Annotated in this window: 20 protein-coding genes; 7 read left to right on the top strand and 13 right to left on the bottom strand. The window is 42.3% G+C overall.

All coding sequences use genetic code 11. The annotated features are described in order from the left end of the window. Entirely contained in the window at window positions 1-807 is an 807-nt protein-coding gene (gene dkgB, locus D7V32_RS01630) for a 2,5-didehydrogluconate reductase DkgB (RefSeq protein WP_120401185.1), read from the bottom strand. Between the two features lie 109 nt (window positions 808-916). Between dkgB and D7V32_RS01625 the strand changes: the two genes are divergently transcribed. Further along, window positions 917-1,801 (top strand): LysR family transcriptional regulator, encoded by an 885-nt coding sequence (locus tag D7V32_RS01625; protein ID WP_120401184.1) that lies wholly within the window; start codon window positions 917-919, stop codon window positions 1,799-1,801. A 110-nt stretch (window positions 1,802-1,911) separates the two neighbouring features. Here the strand turns inward: D7V32_RS01625 and D7V32_RS01620 are convergent, their stop codons facing one another. Beyond that, window positions 1,912-2,328 (bottom strand): internalin, encoded by a 417-nt coding sequence (locus tag D7V32_RS01620; RefSeq protein ID WP_120401183.1) that lies wholly within the window; start codon window positions 2,326-2,328, stop codon window positions 1,912-1,914. Window positions 2,329-2,554: 226 nt separating this feature from the next. On the opposite strand from D7V32_RS01620, the gene D7V32_RS01615 reads away from it, so the two are divergent. The 6 genes from D7V32_RS01615 (at window position 2,555) to rodA (ending at window position 8,764) form a co-directional block, all read left to right on the top strand. Beyond that, complete coding sequence (locus D7V32_RS01615) at window positions 2,555-4,195, top strand: CTP synthase (RefSeq protein ID WP_120401182.1); 1,641 nt, start codon at window positions 2,555-2,557, stop codon at window positions 4,193-4,195. 30 nt (window positions 4,196-4,225) lie between these two features. Continuing rightward, window positions 4,226-5,086, top strand: coding sequence for a 3-deoxy-8-phosphooctulonate synthase (gene kdsA / locus D7V32_RS01610; protein WP_120401181.1), 861 nt, complete (start codon window positions 4,226-4,228; stop codon window positions 5,084-5,086). A 61-nt stretch (window positions 5,087-5,147) separates the two neighbouring features. Then, on the top strand, window positions 5,148-6,437 hold the full coding sequence (gene eno / locus D7V32_RS01605; protein WP_120401180.1) for a phosphopyruvate hydratase: 1,290 nt from the start codon (window positions 5,148-5,150) through the stop codon (window positions 6,435-6,437). A gap of 7 nt (window positions 6,438-6,444) precedes the next feature. Then, window positions 6,445-6,846, top strand: a complete 402-nt coding sequence (locus tag D7V32_RS01600) for a septum formation initiator family protein (RefSeq protein WP_120401179.1) — start codon at window positions 6,445-6,447, stop codon at window positions 6,844-6,846. Then, a complete protein-coding gene (gene ispD, locus D7V32_RS01595; protein ID WP_120401178.1) occupies window positions 6,806-7,540 on the top strand; it encodes a 2-C-methyl-D-erythritol 4-phosphate cytidylyltransferase in 735 nt (244 codons plus the stop codon). Before D7V32_RS01600 ends, ispD begins: the two co-directional genes overlap by 41 nt. A gap of 87 nt (window positions 7,541-7,627) precedes the next feature. Next, entirely contained in the window at window positions 7,628-8,764 is a 1,137-nt protein-coding gene (gene rodA / locus D7V32_RS01590; protein WP_120401177.1) for a rod shape-determining protein RodA, read from the top strand. Window positions 8,765-8,819: 55 nt separating this feature from the next. Here the strand turns inward: rodA and D7V32_RS01585 are convergent, their stop codons facing one another. The 11 genes from D7V32_RS01585 to D7V32_RS01535 all read right to left on the bottom strand — a co-directional run bounded on the left by D7V32_RS01585 (window position 8,820) and on the right by D7V32_RS01535 (window position 17,345). Beyond that, window positions 8,820-9,671 (bottom strand): hypothetical protein, encoded by an 852-nt coding sequence (locus D7V32_RS01585; RefSeq protein WP_120401176.1) that lies wholly within the window; start codon window positions 9,669-9,671, stop codon window positions 8,820-8,822. Window positions 9,672-9,696: 25 nt separating this feature from the next. Beyond that, on the bottom strand, window positions 9,697-10,188 hold the full coding sequence (locus D7V32_RS01580) for a hypothetical protein (RefSeq protein WP_120401175.1): 492 nt from the start codon (window positions 10,186-10,188) through the stop codon (window positions 9,697-9,699). A 218-nt stretch (window positions 10,189-10,406) separates the two neighbouring features. Further along, window positions 10,407-10,709, bottom strand: a complete 303-nt coding sequence (locus tag D7V32_RS01575; protein WP_120401174.1) for a cyd operon YbgE family protein — start codon at window positions 10,707-10,709, stop codon at window positions 10,407-10,409. A gap of 3 nt (window positions 10,710-10,712) precedes the next feature. Continuing rightward, entirely contained in the window at window positions 10,713-10,814 is a 102-nt protein-coding gene (cydX, locus tag D7V32_RS01570; RefSeq protein ID WP_002120988.1) for a cytochrome bd-I oxidase subunit CydX, read from the bottom strand. A gap of 23 nt (window positions 10,815-10,837) precedes the next feature. Further along, entirely contained in the window at window positions 10,838-11,983 is a 1,146-nt protein-coding gene (cydB, locus tag D7V32_RS01565; RefSeq protein ID WP_120401173.1) for a cytochrome d ubiquinol oxidase subunit II, read from the bottom strand. Beyond that, the gene (locus D7V32_RS01560; RefSeq protein WP_120401172.1) at window positions 11,980-13,566 is read right to left on the bottom strand and encodes a cytochrome ubiquinol oxidase subunit I; all 1,587 of its coding nucleotides are present in this window, start codon (window positions 13,564-13,566) and stop codon (window positions 11,980-11,982) included. The genes cydB and D7V32_RS01560 overlap by 4 nt, the downstream gene beginning before the upstream one ends. Continuing rightward, a complete protein-coding gene (cydP, locus tag D7V32_RS01555; RefSeq protein ID WP_120401171.1) occupies window positions 13,566-13,757 on the bottom strand; it encodes a cytochrome oxidase putative small subunit CydP in 192 nt (63 codons plus the stop codon). The genes D7V32_RS01560 and cydP overlap by 1 nt, the downstream gene beginning before the upstream one ends. A 541-nt stretch (window positions 13,758-14,298) precedes the next feature. Next, window positions 14,299-15,378: a porin gene (locus tag D7V32_RS01550; RefSeq protein WP_120401332.1), complete on the bottom strand. Its 1,080-nt coding sequence runs from the start codon at window positions 15,376-15,378 to the stop codon at window positions 14,299-14,301. Between the two features lie 290 nt (window positions 15,379-15,668). Then, window positions 15,669-16,082, bottom strand: a complete 414-nt coding sequence (locus tag D7V32_RS01545; protein ID WP_120401170.1) for an HIT family protein — start codon at window positions 16,080-16,082, stop codon at window positions 15,669-15,671. 32 nt (window positions 16,083-16,114) lie between these two features. Continuing rightward, window positions 16,115-16,387, bottom strand: a complete 273-nt coding sequence (locus D7V32_RS01540) for a YARHG domain-containing protein (RefSeq protein WP_120401169.1) — start codon at window positions 16,385-16,387, stop codon at window positions 16,115-16,117. Between the two features lie 85 nt (window positions 16,388-16,472). Further along, entirely contained in the window at window positions 16,473-17,345 is an 873-nt protein-coding gene (locus D7V32_RS01535) for an NAD(P)-dependent oxidoreductase (RefSeq protein ID WP_120401168.1), read from the bottom strand. Window position 17,346 lies beyond the last annotated feature (1 nt).

The following is a 17,346-nucleotide window of genomic DNA, read 5'->3' as shown; positions in this document are numbered from 1 at the left end:
TTAGAGGTCCCAAACAGGAGCAAGTTCAGATGGGCTGACTTCACGCGCATTTCTGTCAAGTGCTGCAATAGCCTGCATCTGTTCTAATGTTAAATGAATCTCTTGAGCTCTTAAGTTACTCATTAAATGCTCGCGTTTAGTTGATGATGGGATAACGGCATAGCCCTTTTGCAGCGCCCATGCGAGTGCAATTTGAGCCGCAGTTGCTTGGTGTTCGGCTGCGATGTTTAAAAGGGTTGGATCTTGCAAAACTTTGCCATAGGCCAAAGTCATATAAGACGTGACATCTATATTGTTTGCTTGTAGATAATTGGCCAAGCTTTGATTTTGCAAATATGGACTGAGTTCAATTTGATTGGTTGCAATATTTTCCAAACCGATGTGATTGATTGCTTGTTGAGTTAGCTTAATGTTGAAATTGGATACACCTATATGTTCAGTTAATCCTTGTTGTTTTGCTTCAAGCAAATGTCCCATTAATTCTGGTATATCAATGCCTTGAGCAGGTGCAGGCCAGTGGATTAGTGTGAGGTTAACCGCATCAGTTTTCAATTTCATTAAACTGTCTTTTAGACTGGGTATCAGTTTGTCGGCAGCATAATTTTCAGTCCAAATTTTCGTGGTTAAGAAAATATCGGCTCTATTCACCTGACTTTCCTGTATTGCTTGACCCACCTCTGCTTCGTTGCCGTAAATTTGAGCAGTATCTACCGCTCTATACCCAAGGTCTAAGGCTGTTTTAACAGATTGAATAACGGTGTCACCTGTTAAACGGAATGTACCGACACCAAATTGAGGAACAATCATCTTGTACTCGAATGGAATGTTGAAATTAGCGCTATTTTGCTGAAAATTGACTTGCTAAAAAATAGGGTAATTTGCAAAATATTATTGACTAAAAATCAACAATGAATACATGAAATCGACCATTGAAGAATTAAATGCCTTTGTCACCATTGTCGATAGCGGCTCAATAGTGTTGGCTGCTCAGCAGTTAAATCAAACGACTTCTGGTGTGAGCCGTGCGCTTCAGCGTTTAGAAACAAAATTGAATGTCACTTTAATAGAGCGGACAACACGGAAATTAAAATTAACGCAGGAAGGTCAGCTGTTTCTAGAAAAATCGAGGAAAGTACTTGCAGACTTGTCTGAGGCGGAAGAATCATTGCTCAAATTGGACGCGGATACCTCAGGGTTAATACGGGTAGATTCTGCAATTTCGTTTATTTTGCATATGATTGTTCCCTTGATTCCTGAATTTAACGCGCGTTATCCGCATATACAGATTGAATTGGTGAATCATGATCAAGTAATTGATTTGCTGGAGCACAAGGCGGATGTAGCCATCCGCTTTGGAAAGTTAAATGACTCTAACTTGCATGCGAAACTCATTTATAAAAGCCGGCTGTGTTTGGTGGCGAGTCCTGCTTATATTAACAAGCATGGACGTCCGAAAAATGCTGCAGAACTTCCTGCACATGCCTTACTTGGATTTAGTCAGATTACACATATGAATACTTGGCCAATTCAAATTGCAGGAAAGGCGCTGACAATTAGGCCTCATATAAAAGCATCTAATGGTGAGACTATTAGAGAGCTTGCGATCAACGGTATGGGAGTCGCGTGTCTTTCGATTTTTATGTTAGAAAAAGATATTGCAGAAGGACGGTTGGTGCAGATCTTAGAAGATCAAATTGAACCGCATGAACAGCTGATCCATGCAGTATATTATCAGCAAGAACATTTGCCGAAACGTGTCCGTTTATTTATTGAATATTTAGCTGAAAAACTGCAAGACTAGCTGGGAGAAAAACAAGTCATCTATTTTTGCAGGTCTTTATTTATAATGAAGATCATAAAAAACCCAGCGTTTGCCGGGTTTTTTATGATTAGCAGGGTAAAGCTGTGATCTTAGTTATCTAAAGCTGGTGTTGCTGCTGCAATAGCGGCTGCTACAGCATCATCTTCCGACTGCGCTGCGCCAGCTGGTTTAGGCGAAATGGCTTGAGTCGGCTTTTCTTCAGCCTTAGGCGCTTCAGCTTTTTGTGCAGGCGCTGCTTCTGCTGGCTCTTGCGGTTTCACGCTTTCACGGCGAATTTCAGTTGTTGTATTCGGCGTTTCTTCACGAATAACTTCTGTATGTGTAGGCGTTGCTTCAATTTCTGGCTCGGAAGCTGCTTCAAGCTGCTGGAACTCTGCAGGCGCTGCTTCAGAAGCTGCAGTTTCAACCTGTTCTTGCTCTTCTTCCTTAGGCGCTTCTTTTTTTACGCAAGCAGTAAGTAAAAGCCCAGCTGCAAGCGCGCCGCAAATTAAAAGTTTCTTATTCATAATTGCACAAAACAAGGTGTTAATTGGATCTTGGTATTATAGCAGTAAATTGCCAGATAGAAATCCCATGAACTTACACTAATTTTTTATCGGAAATGCTGATACAATAGCCAATTGTTTATTGTTCTATGAATTGATGCGGATTGACTTTGCTTTCTTGGTGCAGAGTAAAGTAAAATTGCGCAACATTGCAGGCCGATTTAGGCTCGATTGTACGAGAAACCCAATGACCCATTTTATTTTCGTTACTGGTGGTGTTGTATCATCACTAGGTAAAGGTATTTCAGCTGCTTCCGTTGCTGCGCTTTTGGAAGCCCGTGGTTTAAAAGTGACCATGGTTAAAATGGATCCATACATTAATGTCGATCCAGGGACAATGAGCCCATTCCAGCACGGTGAAGTTTTTGTTACAGAAGATGGCGCTGAAACAGATTTAGACTTGGGTTACTACGAACGTTTCCTTCGTCGTGCGAAAATGACCAAATTGAATAACTTCACTTCTGGCCGAGTGTACCAAGACGTTCTGAATAAAGAGCGCCGCGGCGACTACCTTGGCGGTACAGTGCAAGTAATTCCGCACATTACAGACAACATTAAAGAACGTGTACTTCGCGCAGGCGAGGGTTATGACGTTGCGATCGTTGAGATCGGCGGTACAGTAGGTGACATTGAATCTCTCCCATTCATGGAATCTGTACGTCAGTTAATGGTTGAGCTTGGTCATAAACGCACAATGCTGATGCACTTAACGTTACTCCCATACATTAAGTCTGCAGCAGAATTAAAAACAAAACCGACACAGCACTCAGTAAAAGAATTATTGTCTATCGGTATTCAGCCAGACATCTTAATCTGCCGTACAGAGCATGATGTTGATGCTGATACGAAGCGTAAAATTGCCTTGTTTACAAACGTTGAAGCGCGTGCAGTTGTCGTGTGTAAAGATGCACGCACAATTTACGAAATTCCGCGTACTTTCTATGAACAAGACGTTGATGATTTAATTTGTGAACGTTTTGGCTATAACGAACTTCCAGAAGCTGACCTTACAGACTGGGACAATGTTGTAGAAGCTTTACTTAACCCTGAATACACAGTGCGTGTTGCCATGGTTGGTAAATATGTAGAACTTCCAGATGCTTACAAATCTGTAAACGAAGCGCTTTTACATGCGGGCATTCAAAACCGTGTGAAAGTTCAAATTGATTATGTCAATGCTGAAGAGCTTGAAAGCCAAGATGTAGCGGAAGTATTAAAAGATGCAAACGCAATTTTAGTACCAGGCGGCTTTGGTGAGCGCGGTACCGAAGGAAAAATGAAGGCGATTCAGTTTGCGCGTGAAAACGGTGTGCCATTCCTTGGTATTTGTTTAGGTATGCAGCTGGCTGTCATTGAATACGCGCGTAATGTTGCGGGTATCACTGATGCAACATCGACTGAATTTAACCGTTCAACCAAATCACCTTTAATTGGTTTGATTACAGAATGGTTAGATGAGCGCGGTGAAGTTCAGCAGCGCAGTGCAGACTCAGACCTTGGCGGGACAATGCGTTTAGGCGCTCAAAAATCTGAATTGGTTGCGGGTACAAAAACGGCAGAAGTGTATGGTTCTGAAGAAATCGTTGAACGTCACCGTCACCGCTATGAAATGAACAACCGTTATATTCCAGTGCTTGAAGAAAAAGGCATGAAGATTTCTGGTTATTCACCAATTCAGCGTTTAGTAGAAACTGTTGAAATTCCTGCACATCCTTGGTTTGTTGCAGTACAATTCCATCCGGAATTTACCAGCTCGCCACGTGATGGTCATCCATTATTTGCAGGCTTTATTGGTGCGGCAAAACAGCAGCATCAAAACGGCAAATAAGCTGGATTAAGGACAAACTAGGAAGTTTAAATGTCAGAATTACTAAAACCGCAAGAAATTGTACGTTTAGGCGATATTGAAATGGCAAACCATTTGCCATTCGTATTGTTTGGCGGGATGAACGTGCTTGAGTCTAAAGACTTAGCTTTTGAAATCGCAGAAACTTATGTGGACATCTGTACGCGCTTAGGTATTCCGTATGTATTCAAAGCAAGTTTTGATAAAGCCAACCGCTCGAGCTTAAACTCATTTCGCGGCCCGGGTTTGGAAAAGGGCATTGAATGGTTAGCTGACATTAAAAAGCATTTTAATGTGCCGATCATTACCGATGTCCATGAACCGCACCAAGCGGCGCCTGTGGCGGAAGTCGCTGACATTATTCAGCTTCCGGCGTTTTTAAGCCGCCAGACAGATCTTGTTGAAGCGATGGCAAAAACCCAAGCAATTATTAACATCAAAAAAGCGCAGTTCCTTGCGCCGCACGAAATGCGCCATATTTTGCATAAGTGCTTGGAAGCAGGCAATGACAAACTCATTCTTTGCGAACGCGGTTCGGCATTTGGCTACAACAACTTGGTTGTAGACATGCTGGGCTTCGACACCATGAAAGAAATGAATGTCCCTGTGTTCTTTGATGTGACTCATGCCTTGCAAACACCGGGCGGCCGTTCAGATTCTGCTGGCGGACGCCGTGCGCAAATCACGACATTGGCGCGCGCGGGCATGGCGACGGGTCTTGCAGGCTTGTTCTTAGAAGCTCATCCAGATCCTGAAAAAGCTAAATGTGATGGTCCTTGTGCGCTTCGTATGTCGCAGCTTGAACCATTCTTGGCGCAGTTAAAAGAGCTGGATACTTTAGTTAAAGGCTTTAAGAAGCTCGATACACACTAATTTTTATATAGATGCGTCATTTATTGGCGCATCGTTTTATTAATCAACTGAGGAATTGTTCATGAGTCAAATCGTTGACATTCGTGCACGTGAAATCTTGGACTCTCGTGGTAACCCAACCATCGAAGCAGACGTTATCTTAGCATCTGGCGTAGTTGGCCGTGCATGTGCACCATCTGGTGCTTCAACTGGTTCTCGTGAAGCTTTAGAACTTCGTGATGGCGACAAAGCTCGTTACTTAGGTAAAGGCGTTAAAACTGCAGTTAACAACGTAAACACATTAATTCGTGATGCGTTAGTTGGCAAATCAGTATTTGAACAAAAAGACATCGATAACACGATGATTGCTTTAGACGGTACTGAAAACAAAGAAAAATTAGGTGCAAACGCAACTTTAGCAGTGTCTTTAGCCGCTGCTCGCGCTGCTGCTGAAGAAAAGAAAATTCCACTTTTCCAATACATCGCAGACCTTCGCAGCAACAGCAATTTGATCATGCCTGTACCAATGATGAACATCATCAATGGCGGTTCTCATGCAGACAACAACGTAGATATTCAAGAATTTATGATTGAGCCAGTTGGCTTTGCATCATTCTCTGAAGCATTACGTGCTGGCGCAGAAATTTTCCATTCTTTAAAATCAGTTTTAAACAAAAAAGGTTTAAATACTGCTGTAGGTGATGAGGGCGGTTTTGCTCCAAACTTACGTTCAAACGAAGAAGCAATTACTGTAATTCTTGAAGCGATTGGTCAAACTGGCTATAAAGCTGGTTCTGACATCATGCTTGCGCTTGACTGTGCATCTTCTGAATTCTACAAAAATGGTCAATACATTCTTGCGGGTGAAGGCAACAAAGCATTCTCTAGCAATGAGTTCTCTGACTATCTTGCAGGTCTTGTAAACCAATACCCAATTATCTCAATTGAAGATGGTTTGGATGAATCAGATTGGGAAGGCTGGTCTTACCTGACTTCGATTCTTGGCGACAAGATTCAATTGGTCGGTGATGACTTATTCGTAACTAACCCGAAAATTCTTCAGCGCGGTATCAACGAAAAAGTGGGTAACTCGATTCTAATCAAGTATAACCAAATTGGTACTTTGACTGAAACTCTAGATGCAATTTACCTTGCGAAAGACAATGGTTACACGACTGTTATCTCTCACCGTTCAGGTGAAACTGAAGATTCTACAATTGCAGATCTTGCAGTAGGTACAGGCGCTGGCCAAATCAAAACTGGTTCACTTTGCCGTTCGGACCGTGTTGCGAAATACAACCAATTGCTTCGTATTGAAGAATTGACAAAAGCTGCTTACCGCGGTAAAGCTGAGTTTAAAGGTTTAAACTAAGTGACTTATGTCAATGTTAAATGTATTTGACTCAAAATCGAGTAAAGTACTTTTGGGCCTTGCGATCATTTTGATCGCAGGGTTTCAATGTCTTTATTGGTTTGGTGAAGGTGGCTATAGAGACCATCAAAAATTAACACAGAAAATTCAGCAGCAAATAGAACTGAATGAAGAGTTAAAAGAACGCAACCGCGTATTAGCCGCGGAAGTGTACGATTTAAAAAATGGTGTAGAAGCTATTGAAGAGCATGCTCGGCTTGATTTGGGTTTAGTAAAGCCTCACGAAACTTTTGTACAGATGAGTACGATCAGTACACAGTACAAGCCAATTTATATTGATCCAAATGCTAAAGTAGATTTAAGAACAAATGAATCAGAAACCGCTGAGCTCCCGCCTTCAGAACCATAAATTATGGGCAATTATTCCAGCAGCGGGTTCAGGAAGCCGGTTTTCGAAAACAGAACTGAAACAATATCAGCTTATTCAGCAAAAAACCGTTTTAGAGCATACTGTAGCCCGCTTAAATCAGCTTCCGCTGAGCGGTTATGTGCTGGCTCTAGGTGCTGAAGATCGTTTTGCTCAAACATTGGCTTTTGCTGAAAAAGACAAAGCGCATTTTTGTTTGGGTGGTACTGAACGCGTTAACTCAGTATTAAATTCACTTGAATATTTAACTGAAATTGCATCTGAAGAGGATTGGGTTCTGGTACATGATGCAGCACGCCCTTGTGTTTCGACGGTATGTTTAGAGAGTTTGGCTGCAACAGTGATTGACTCAGGTCAGAGTGCGATTTTAGCTACACCTGTCCGTGATACCTTGAAGCGTGTTCCTGTAGGTATAGAAATTGAATCTACTGTTGACCGTTCTCAGCTATGGCAAGCGCAAACACCGCAAATGGCGAAACTCGGAGTGCTTAAAAGAGCTCTGCAAAAAGCTTTAGCTGATGGTATTGTAATTACAGATGAAGCGAGCGCACTTGAGCACACTGGTGAAATTGTACATGTGGTGCAAGGCCGTTCTGATAATATTAAAATCACCTATGCAGATGACTTGGAATTGGCTAAATTGATTTTAGCTTCGCAAGCAGCTGCAGGGATTTAGAAAGTAAAAATAATTTAGCTGCAGTCAGCTTTTTTCTGTGGCTTTCACTTATAATTTCCACACTCTTTTTTATTTTTTAAGCTGAAAATGATCCCTTCACAGCAGTATCGTTTTTTACGTCAGTCCGCACGTGATGGGCTTAGCATAAAACACGATTCTTCACGCTGGGCTAAATTGCACCTTGATCCTTGGTTGCTGTGCTTTTTAGTTCTGAACGCCATACTTGGATTGATGGTTGTTTACAGTGCGACAGCAGAAAACTCCGGCATGCTGATGCGTCAAGCTACCAGTTTTGGTGTGGGCTTTACGCTGATGTTTTTATGTGCGCAAGTGCCGCCAAAAATTTATCAAGCGATTAGTCCATATTTATATATTTTTGGCTTGATTATGCTGATGCTGGTTTTGGTGATTGGTGAAAAAAGGCTGGGGGCAACACGCTGGATTACGTTGCCGGGTATAGGCAGTATGCAGCCGAGTGAGGTGATGAAATTTGCGATGCCATTAATGATGGCGTGGTATTTTTCGAAACGTGCTTTTCCGCCTAAGTTTATACATATTATTGTTGCTTTAATTTTAATGGCGATACCATTTGTTTTGGTCGCTTTGCAGCCCGACTTGAATATCGGTTTGATTATCCCTGGCATTTTTGTGCTTTTCTTAAGCGGAATGTCTTGGCGCTTAATTTTAGGTGCTTTGGGTGCTTTGGCAGTTGTTGCGCCATTGCTATGGATGTTCTTGCTCCAAGAGTATCAGAAGAAACGTGTGCTGACTTTGTTTGATCCTGAGTCAGATGCGCTGGGTGCTGGCTGGAATATTATTCAGTCCAAAATTGCAATTGGCTCTGGCGGTATGACAGGTAAGGGTTTTACGGAAGGTACGCAGTCGCATTTGGGGTATTTGCCTGAGCATCATACCGACTTTATTATGTCGACCTATGCTGAAGAATTTGGCTTTATTGGTGTATTTTTATTATTCAGCTTGTTTGCCGCTATTATTATCCGCTGCTTAATTATTGGGATGAATAGTTTTCATAACTTTGGCCGCTTATATGCAGGTGCGACGGGTCTAACTTTTTTCTTCTTTGTATTTTTAAACTCTGGCATGGTAAGCGGTATTTTACCAGTTACGGGCGATCCTTTGCCGCTAATGAGTTATGGCGGTACGGCTGTCATTGCTATGCTGGCAGGCATGGGAATCGTGATGTCTATACATACGCACCGTTAAGCATAATGTAAACTAATTGATAAGACCGGACAAATGTCCGGTCTTTTTCTTTGCTTTATTTGAACAGCTGATTGATTTTTCTGGTTATTTCTTTGTTATAAATTCGATAGTCATTGATGGCGTAGGGGCTGAACAGGGCATATTTACAGCTGGTGCTGGAACTGTTTTTGGCAGCAACGGTGCGGCAGTTCAAGATGGAAAAGACCTTCGCGTCAGCCGATTTAAGCTCAAATGAGCTTAAATAAATTTTTTCATTGGCAATATTTTGAGTGGTAACGGTATAGCCATTTTTTACTAAAACGTTGCTGAGACTGGAAATTGTGCGTTTGCTGCTGACAGTCAGCGCATCTTCATAGCCAAATGTTTTAATCAGGGTTGCAGTATTCAGCTGCTCGGCATTTTTAAATAATTCCGGCGCTGCGTTTTTTATAAAGAAGCCGAAGTCTTCTGTACTGATATCAGCCGTAATAGGCTTGAAGGTCAGGCGCATGCCATCACTAAGCCTGTCATAAGCAACGCGCATTTGTATATCTGCACAGGAGCTGGAGTCATTGGCGCTGCGCCGATGATCAGCGCTGACAGTATTGCAGACTTTTATTTTTACCCGGTCTTGCGCTAGGCGACGGAATTGCGCGTCATAAATATGATGCACACTCCAGTAACGGTCTTGTTTTAACTGGTTGAAGAATGGGGCATTGCTGATCAGCCCTTTGTTTAAATCCAATTCATTATAAGCCGAAAGCGGTACTGTCAGGGAAAAGCTGTTCAGTTCTGGATTGAGCTGGATGTGCTTGGTTTTAGGCCCGAAGCCGCCCAGCACATTTTGATAGAGGCTGCCGCGTTCCCCTGTAACTTGGCAGCCGGCTAGCCCGGCTGCTGCGGCAAGAAACAATAATGTTTTTTGCATATTTGATTTTTTCTATATATGAGGATTATTCGAAATTGAAGCTGACATCAGAAGCTGTGTTTGGAGACGGGTGCTGGAAAATCCGTTCGTTCTGATGGTCAAAGTACACTTTCCAGCTATTTTTGATATGTTTGCACTGGAATAGGCCATAGTATTTTTGCAGATTCGGTGTAGACAGCACTTCAGAGCCTTTATAAGGAATCAGCGGTGCAGGATGGCTTTTAATTTGTACAAATTCACCGCCGTCACGTTCGCAATAAGTATTTGCGCGTTCCCACATGATGGTGCCTGCACCATAAGATACGTTATTCATGGTGATGGTGCGCGGATTTTTATACTTGGCTTGGAAAAACTCCTGTACTGTTGGATACTGCTCAAAGTCTTTGTCTGTCAGCTGCCCCATGGTATTCCATTTATCGATGGCTTTTGCCAGCCAGCCTTTTTTTACTTCTTCTGCTGATGCATGAGTACTGGCAATAATGCATCCTGCAGCTAAAAAAGTTTTAATTTTCATCATGTAAACTCTACTTCTAGTGCGGAGCATGTTAATGGGTAGGCAGTGCGGATGCAACTTGGCGTCGGTAATATTTATAATTAAATGTTAAAAATTATTTAATTTTTAATAAAAATTTATAATGCTTTGTTTGATTAATTTGTAGTTGAAAATTGGCTGCCGAAGGGAGCCGTATAAAAAGCCCTCAGATGAGGGCTTTTTATAAATCTTAGCTTTTAAAGCTAGGCAAGGAACCAAGTGTAGTATCCCCAAAGCATGAGTGGCCATGCCAGATAGGGGCTAAACAGCCATTTCCAGAACCAGTGGCGCGGTAAAAAACCAACGCCATGAACAAATCCGCCAGAGATGCCAATCATAATCAGCATCATCGCACGGTGACTATAATGGCCATTGTCATCCAGCATGGCAGCTGGGTGAACAAGTAGCACGGCTGCCAAAGGAAAAGCCAATAGGCAGGAAATGACCATTGCAAATTTATTTGGTTTTTTTTCTACAACTGGTTTTTCTGCAGCAGCTTCAGTCATTTTTTATTCCTCATCTAAATCCTGATGGTGTTCGATGTAAAGCGCACTGAGTACGCCTGCGAAACATGCCATCAAAATACCGAGAATCCAAGCAAAGTACCACATCTTTTATCTCCTTTGCATAGCCCTTAATAAAGGCTATGCGTATTTTCTTGAATGTGTTTTTTAGTGATAACGCCCCACATTTTGTAGTAGCACCAAGTGGTGTAGCACAAAATAATCGGTACAAAGATACAAGCTGCAACAGTCATAACAGTCAGTGTATTTTTGCTAGATACGGCATCCCACATAGTGAGGCTGACTGTTGGATTTAGGCTTGAAGGCATAAGGAACGGGAACAGCGCAAAACCGGCTGTAAGGATTGCGCCTACAACAGCTAAACTTGAACCAAGGAAGCTTAAGCCAGCTTTGTTTTTACCAGCAGCCAGCACCACAATTAGACCGCCTAAAAGACCCATAATTGGCGCAATCATTGTGATTGGGTAAGCTGAGTAGTTGTTCATCCAGCCCGGGTTGGCATTGGTGATGACTTCTTTAGCAAGCGGGTTGGCAACCCCATTTGTATCAAACGGCTGTGCAAGTGTATAGCCTTGAATGCCGCCAAAGTATAACCATGCGCCAGCAGCCAAGAAAGTTGCTAGGTAAACAATACCCATGATTTGAGTTGCTTTAGCAGAGCGCATGCGTAAGTCGCCGTCAGTCCGGATCATTAGCCAAGCGCCACCGTGCGCCGCCAGCATAGATAAGCTGACTAAACCGCAAACCAATGCAAATGGGTTAAGCAAGGCAAAGAAACTGCCTGTATATGTAGAGCGTACAGTTTCATCTAGTGTAAACGGTACACCTAAGAACATGTTGCCGAAAGCGACACCAAATACTAAAGCTGGTACAGCGCCGCCAATACATAAGCCCCAATCCCAAGAAGTACGCCATTTGGTATTTTCAAGTTTAGAGCGGTAGTCAAAGCCTACAGGACGCAGGAAGAGGGCAAATAGCACGAGGAGCAGTGCCCAATACATGCCTGAAAATGCTGTTGCATATACCATTGGCCATGCAGCAAAGAGTGCGCCGCCTGCTGTAATAAACCAAACTTGGTTGCCGTCCCAGTGCGGTGCAATCGTATTGATTGCGGCGCGGCGTTCGTCATCAGTTTTGCCTACAAAAGGCATGAGCGCCATAGAGCCCATATCAAAGCCATCGGTGAGGGCGAAGCCAATCAGCAATACGCCAACCAGCACCCACCAGATGATTTTGAGCAGTTCATATTCGATCATGCTTTAGACTCCTCATTTGCTTGATTGGCAGCTTCAAGTTTTTCAAAATGGTATTTACCAGTATGAAGTGAGCTTGGGCCAAGACGAGAGAACTTGATCATTAAATACATTTCGATGATTAATAACACGGTGTAGAAAGCTGCAAGCGCAATGATAGAGCCCCAAACGTCACCAGTGCTTAAGCTGGATGCTGAAAGGTGAGTAGGAAGCACTTCACCGATTGTCCAAGGCTGACGGCCAACTTCTGCAACATACCAGCCAGTTTGAGCGGCAACCCATGGAAGCGGTAAGCTGAACAATGCAAATTTTAGCAGCCAAGGTTTGTTTTCAGCATTGCGTTTTGCAACAGCGAAGGCAGCCAAAGCGAACAAAAGTAGCATTAGGAAGCCTGAAGCAACCATTGCACGGAACGCCCAGAACAAGCTTGGTACGTGTGGAATAGTATCTTTCGCTGCTGCTTTAATTTGCGCTTCAGAAGCATCTACGACATTAGGTGTGTATTTTTTTAACAGTAAGCCATAGCCTAAATCTTTTTGAGATTCAGCAAATGCTGCTTTAAGTTCAGCTGATTGGTCACCTGCACGAAGTTTTTCTAACTGTGAATATGCAACCATACCGTTACGGATACGTTCTTCATGCTGTACCAGTAAGTCTTTAATGCCAGTCACTTCTTTGGTTGTAGAGCGTGTTGCAATAATGCCCATGACATAAGGGATTTTTACCGCATAATCGGTTGTCATGGTTTCTTTATTTGGAATACCGAATAAAGTAAATGGTGCAGGCGCTGGATGTGTTTCCCATTCAGCTTCAATGGCTGCCAGTTTAGTTTTTTGTACATCGCCAATTTCATAACCAGATTCGTCACCCAGTAAAATCACTGAAAGTGTAGAAGCCAAACCGAAAACCGCTGCAATAGCAAATGAACGGCGGGCGAATGGCAAATCGCGTTTTTTCAGCATGTAATAGCTTGAAATTGCAAGTACGAATATCGCGCCAGTGACATAGCCTGCAGAAACAGTATGTACGAATTTCACCTGAGCAACAGGGTTGAAAATCAGTGCGCCGAAGTCCACCATTTCCATACGCATGGTTTCATAGTTGAAGGCAGAACCGACTGGATTTTGCATCCAGCCGTTGGCCACCAAAATCCAGAGAGCGGACATATTTGAGCCGAGAGCAACCAGCCAAGTCACACATAAATGCTGAACTTTAGACAAGCGGTCCCAGCCAAAGAAGAATAGGCCGATAAAGGTTGATTCTAGGAAGAATGCCATTAAGCCTTCAATTGCCAGCGGGGCGCCAAAAATGTCACCGACATAATGCGAGTAATATGCCCAGTTGGTACCGAACTGAAATTCCATGGTCAAGCCTGTAGTAACCCCTAAAGCGAAGTTAATACCGAAGAGTTTGCCCCAGAATTTGGTCATGTCTTTATAAATTTCTTTACCGGAAATCACATAAGTGGTTTCCATAATGGCAAGAAGAAAGGCCATACCAAGAGTTAGCGGAACAAAAATAAAGTGATACATCGCGGTCATTGCAAATTGGAACCGCGAAAGATCGACCACGCTTTCAGAAATCATCAACGTGTCTCCTTGATTTGGGATGGACTGCCGGCTATGCGCTCGGCAACTTGAGAGTCAAAATTTTTGGGAATAGTTGGGGCATCAAACCAAATGTGTTTAATTGTCAATAAAATCGCAATCTTAATTATTAATATGATTGCAATTTCACGACTGACCTTTCGGTTGATATTTTTTGGAACTAAGCTCATTCGAATAAAGCCTGTTTTACAAAACTATACTTATATTATTAATCGAAATGCATTAAAAATGAAATAGCCTGAACAGTTTAAATAAAAATATATTAATTATATTAAATAAAACAATAGCTTAAAAATACGTTTATTTAAAAATCATACTAAAATCTTTTCGTTTTAAATCCTACTAAAATGCTTATATTTATAATCATTAAAACCAACTAAAATGGTATAAATTGGAAAATAATTCCGACTAAATTAGTTATATTTAAAAAAATAATGATTTGTTTTTTGTTTAAAATGTACCGAAACAATCGTATTTTAAAATCAGTGAGAAGAATGCGCTGTGTTTAATTATTTAGTGCTTTAAAAAATGGAAGAGTTGCGGGCTGTGTTGGCCGGGGAGCTCGGGAATAGCATAAGCAGTTAAGAGCGGCTGTATGGGAGATGCTGCAGCTGCATGGGCTTGGTTCACATAGAGAAATGCTGAGGACGGCTTAAAATGCAAAAAGAACATGCGGGCATGTTCTTTTTTGTACAATGTGCTGGCTTTGAATTAGAAGTCGTAGCGTAAACCTAATGAAAGGGCAGTTGCATTTTTATCTGCGACACCGCTTACGCCATTACCAAAGCTGCGGCCTTCTTTCCAAGGGTTCAATTTAGAGTTCTTATCATTGATGACAGTTGCCAAATTGCTATAAACGCGTAATGTGCTGTCAAGTTTGTGTTCTACGCCAACACCAATCAAACTTGCATTTGCATCATCCGCATCTACGTCACGGTAGAAGTATTCACCGCGGACAGATGTTTTAGGCGTGATCTTGTATTCGCCAGCTAGGCCAAAGACTTGAGCATCTGGGTTTGCTGTGTCGTTATCGTGTTTTGCAAGCTGATATAACGCGCCTAGATTAAATTGTTCTGTAAACTTATATGCGCCCGCAATACGGATCGCATCACGGCTGTCACCGCCAGCGGCATTGGCTGCATTTTCATCGTACATTTCATAAGCAGCAGCGAAGTCAATCGGGCCTTCTTTATACGTTAAAGCAAGATCGTAAGCTTTGTTATCATCTATGCCTTCACCATTGCTGTCTTTATCAATTTGTGTGCCTGAATGCATAGACATTGCTGCTAAAACATTAAAACCGCCGCCAAATTTTGGTGATTTATATTCAATGGTGTTTTCATTGCGTTCGTCAAATTTTAGGTTGCCTACACGTGTTACGTTACGAACGTCACCCACCATGTCGCCGAAAAAGTTGACTGGGCCGCGAGCTACTTTAAATGGGCTGTCAAAACGGCCTACACGCGCTTGACCGTAAGCTGCACTCTTTAGGCCTACAAATGTATCGCGTGTAGAGAAGTCAACGCCTTTGCTGTCTTGGCTGCCGCTGGCGAAGTTAACTTCTTGTTCAATTTGTGCAAAAACATTTAGGTCGTCATTAATTTTTTGATCTACTTTGAAGCCTAAACGTGAAGAATTTGAAGATAGTCCGAACTCGTTATAATCTTTGCCATCATCTAAATAGTCTAAAGAAACATGCGCACGGCCATAGATTTTGACATCAGCTGCTGCAGCCATTACTGGTGTTAGAATTGTTGCCCCAATTGCTAATGCGCAGAGAGTTTTTTTCATTTGTTGCTCCATGAAGACAAGATGTCTAAAAGGTTTATTTGGCAGTTTTGTAAAGTTTTACTGCCGTCCTGTGTTGGAGCTAAGTATTGATGACAAATAAGACAGTTAGATTAAGGAAATATTTCAAATAGATGAAATATTTCAAACTGTAAATGATGCTTTTTATTCTGAGTTTTAATTGAAAATAATATGATCTATTTTTTTCTGGGGCGGTTTTTGTATATTTGAGCCATAAAAAATGGAGCCTAAGCCCCATTTCTAAAGAATTGTATTTGCAGCATTTTTAAAGATTAAAGCGCGGCTTTAATTTTTTCCGCGAGTGCTTTAATCTTTTCCTGATCGCCCATTTGAGCTGCATGCTTGCCAAGCTCATGTACTGAACTTGGGATTAAATGGAAGTGCACATGCGGAACAGTTTGGCCAGCAGATGCGCCAGAAAGCTGCATGAGGACAATGCCCTTAGCGCCTAATGCAGTTTCAATAGCTTGAGCAATTTTTTGCACAATTTGAATAGTGTAAGCTGCGTCTTGCGGATCGAGGTCGAGCAGGGTAACTGCAGGTGACTTTGGAATGACTAAAGTGTGACCTTCTGCTTGAGGCATAATGTCCATAAATGCAAGAACACGTTCATCTTCATATACCTTGATTGCCGGTAATTCACCGCGCAAAATTCTTGCAAAAATATTTTGATCATCATAAGCCATTGCTAAATTCCTTAAGCTGTTTTGGACTGTAATTATTTACAGTTCAATTCTTTCTGACGTTCTTTGATCGCGTCAAGACGCTGCTGCTCTTTTTCTGAAAATTTCGGCTTAGTTGTATAACAATTGTCATTTCCGAACTTCGCTTTAGCTTCTGGGTCTTTAAAACAGAATCCTTTAGAAGCATAAATCACGTCATGATCATTCTTCAATTTTTGGCATTCCTGTTCAGAGGCAAACGCAGTGCCAGTAGTTGCCCCAATAAATGTTACAAGACCTGTTAAGGCCGCAACCATAAATTTTTTCATGAGAGTTTCCTCAGTGTTTGTAACAATGTGTGTATTCACATGAGTACAGTATTCGGTTTAATTATGTTTGTACAATGGCGAGTCATTACTCGATTGTAATTTTACTCCATGATTCATACATTTTTGCGACAGTTGAAAAGTCACTGTTTGGTTCGGCTGTGCCATTGGCAGCTTGTACGAGACTTTGCGTAAGCGCAATGACTGGAGCAGAAAGTTTGGCTTCGCGGATTAAATCTACGGCAATACCAGTATCTTTTGCAAGCAGCGGAAGTGCAAAGGTTAATGGGAAACTTCGGTTCAGTACACGCTGGGGTAAGATGGTTTCGGTCGCATTGCTTTTGCCGCTGGATGCATTAATGCAGTCTAGGGCTGCATGCAGGTTCACGCCATGCGCTTTGAGTGCAGTCAGGCCTTCAGAAGCGGCACAGAGGTTTACAGCCATTAACATATTGTTAACTGCTTTTACAGCAAAGCCAGCGCCAGAGTCACCTACATGCTGAATGAGTTTACCCATTGCCTGTATAGCTGGAAGAGCTTGCTCAAAAGCTGTTGTATTTCCGCCAATCATAAATGTTAATGTTGCATTTTCAGCGCCAATGGTTTGTCCTGAAACAGGCGCATCTAAAAAAGCTGCGCCCTGCTGTTCAAATAGAGTGCTGAGTTTTTTCGCTGAGTCGGGTACGCCGCTTGTGCAGTCTATCCAAATAGAACCTGCTTTAATTTCAATGCTGCTGATCAGCGCTTCAACGTCCGCGCTTGTCGGTAAGCATGAGAAAATAACATCTGCCTGTACGGCTTGGTTTAATTCTACGGCTAAAGTTCCGTATTCAGCTGCATGCTGTTTGGCTTTTTCGAAATTACGGTTCCAGACATACACGGTTTCGAATGTTTTAGGCAAATGCGCCGCCATGCGGTAACCCATTGCGCCCAAACCAATAAATGCAGCTGACTGAATCATG

This window comes from Acinetobacter tianfuensis (genome assembly GCF_003611465.1).
Taxonomy (GTDB): Bacteria; Pseudomonadota; Gammaproteobacteria; order Pseudomonadales; family Moraxellaceae; genus Acinetobacter; species Acinetobacter tianfuensis.
This window is presented reverse-complemented; position numbering and strand designations above follow the sequence as displayed.

Bases quoted from the DNA above. Each gene is read 5' to 3' on its own strand.
- eno (WP_120401180.1), top strand. From the start codon at position 5,148: ATGAGTCAAATCGTTGACATTCGTGCACGTGAAATCTTGGACTCTCGT.
- D7V32_RS01615 (WP_120401182.1), top strand. From the start codon at position 2,555: ATGACCCATTTTATTTTCGTTACTGGTGGTGTTGTATCATCACTAGGT.
- cydP (WP_120401171.1), bottom strand. From the start codon at position 13,757: ATGAGCTTAGTTCCAAAAAATATCAACCGAAAGGTCAGTCGTGAAATT.
- D7V32_RS01535 (WP_120401168.1), bottom strand. From the start codon at position 17,345: ATGATTCAGTCAGCTGCATTTATTGGTTTGGGCGCAATGGGTTACCGC.
- cydX (WP_002120988.1), bottom strand. From the start codon at position 10,814: ATGTGGTACTTTGCTTGGATTCTCGGTATTTTGATGGCATGTTTCGCA.
- D7V32_RS01585 (WP_120401176.1), bottom strand. From the start codon at position 9,671: ATGCAAAAAACATTATTGTTTCTTGCCGCAGCAGCCGGGCTAGCCGGC.
- D7V32_RS01545 (WP_120401170.1), bottom strand. From the start codon at position 16,082: ATGGCTTATGATGATCAAAATATTTTTGCAAGAATTTTGCGCGGTGAA.
- D7V32_RS01550 (WP_120401332.1), bottom strand. From the start codon at position 15,378: ATGAAAAAAACTCTCTGCGCATTAGCAATTGGGGCAACAATTCTAACA.
- cydB (WP_120401173.1), bottom strand. From the start codon at position 11,983: ATGATCGAATATGAACTGCTCAAAATCATCTGGTGGGTGCTGGTTGGC.
- dkgB (WP_120401185.1), bottom strand. From the start codon at position 807: ATGATTGTTCCTCAATTTGGTGTCGGTACATTCCGTTTAACAGGTGAC.
- D7V32_RS01625 (WP_120401184.1), top strand. From the start codon at position 917: ATGAAATCGACCATTGAAGAATTAAATGCCTTTGTCACCATTGTCGAT.
- D7V32_RS01600 (WP_120401179.1), top strand. From the start codon at position 6,445: ATGTCAATGTTAAATGTATTTGACTCAAAATCGAGTAAAGTACTTTTG.
- D7V32_RS01560 (WP_120401172.1), bottom strand. From the start codon at position 13,566: ATGATTTCTGAAAGCGTGGTCGATCTTTCGCGGTTCCAATTTGCAATG.
- D7V32_RS01580 (WP_120401175.1), bottom strand. From the start codon at position 10,188: ATGATGAAAATTAAAACTTTTTTAGCTGCAGGATGCATTATTGCCAGT.
- rodA (WP_120401177.1), top strand. From the start codon at position 7,628: ATGATCCCTTCACAGCAGTATCGTTTTTTACGTCAGTCCGCACGTGAT.
- ispD (WP_120401178.1), top strand. From the start codon at position 6,806: ATGAATCAGAAACCGCTGAGCTCCCGCCTTCAGAACCATAAATTATGG.
- D7V32_RS01620 (WP_120401183.1), bottom strand. From the start codon at position 2,328: ATGAATAAGAAACTTTTAATTTGCGGCGCGCTTGCAGCTGGGCTTTTA.
- kdsA (WP_120401181.1), top strand. From the start codon at position 4,226: ATGTCAGAATTACTAAAACCGCAAGAAATTGTACGTTTAGGCGATATT.
- D7V32_RS01575 (WP_120401174.1), bottom strand. From the start codon at position 10,709: ATGACTGAAGCTGCTGCAGAAAAACCAGTTGTAGAAAAAAAACCAAAT.
- D7V32_RS01540 (WP_120401169.1), bottom strand. From the start codon at position 16,387: ATGAAAAAATTTATGGTTGCGGCCTTAACAGGTCTTGTAACATTTATT.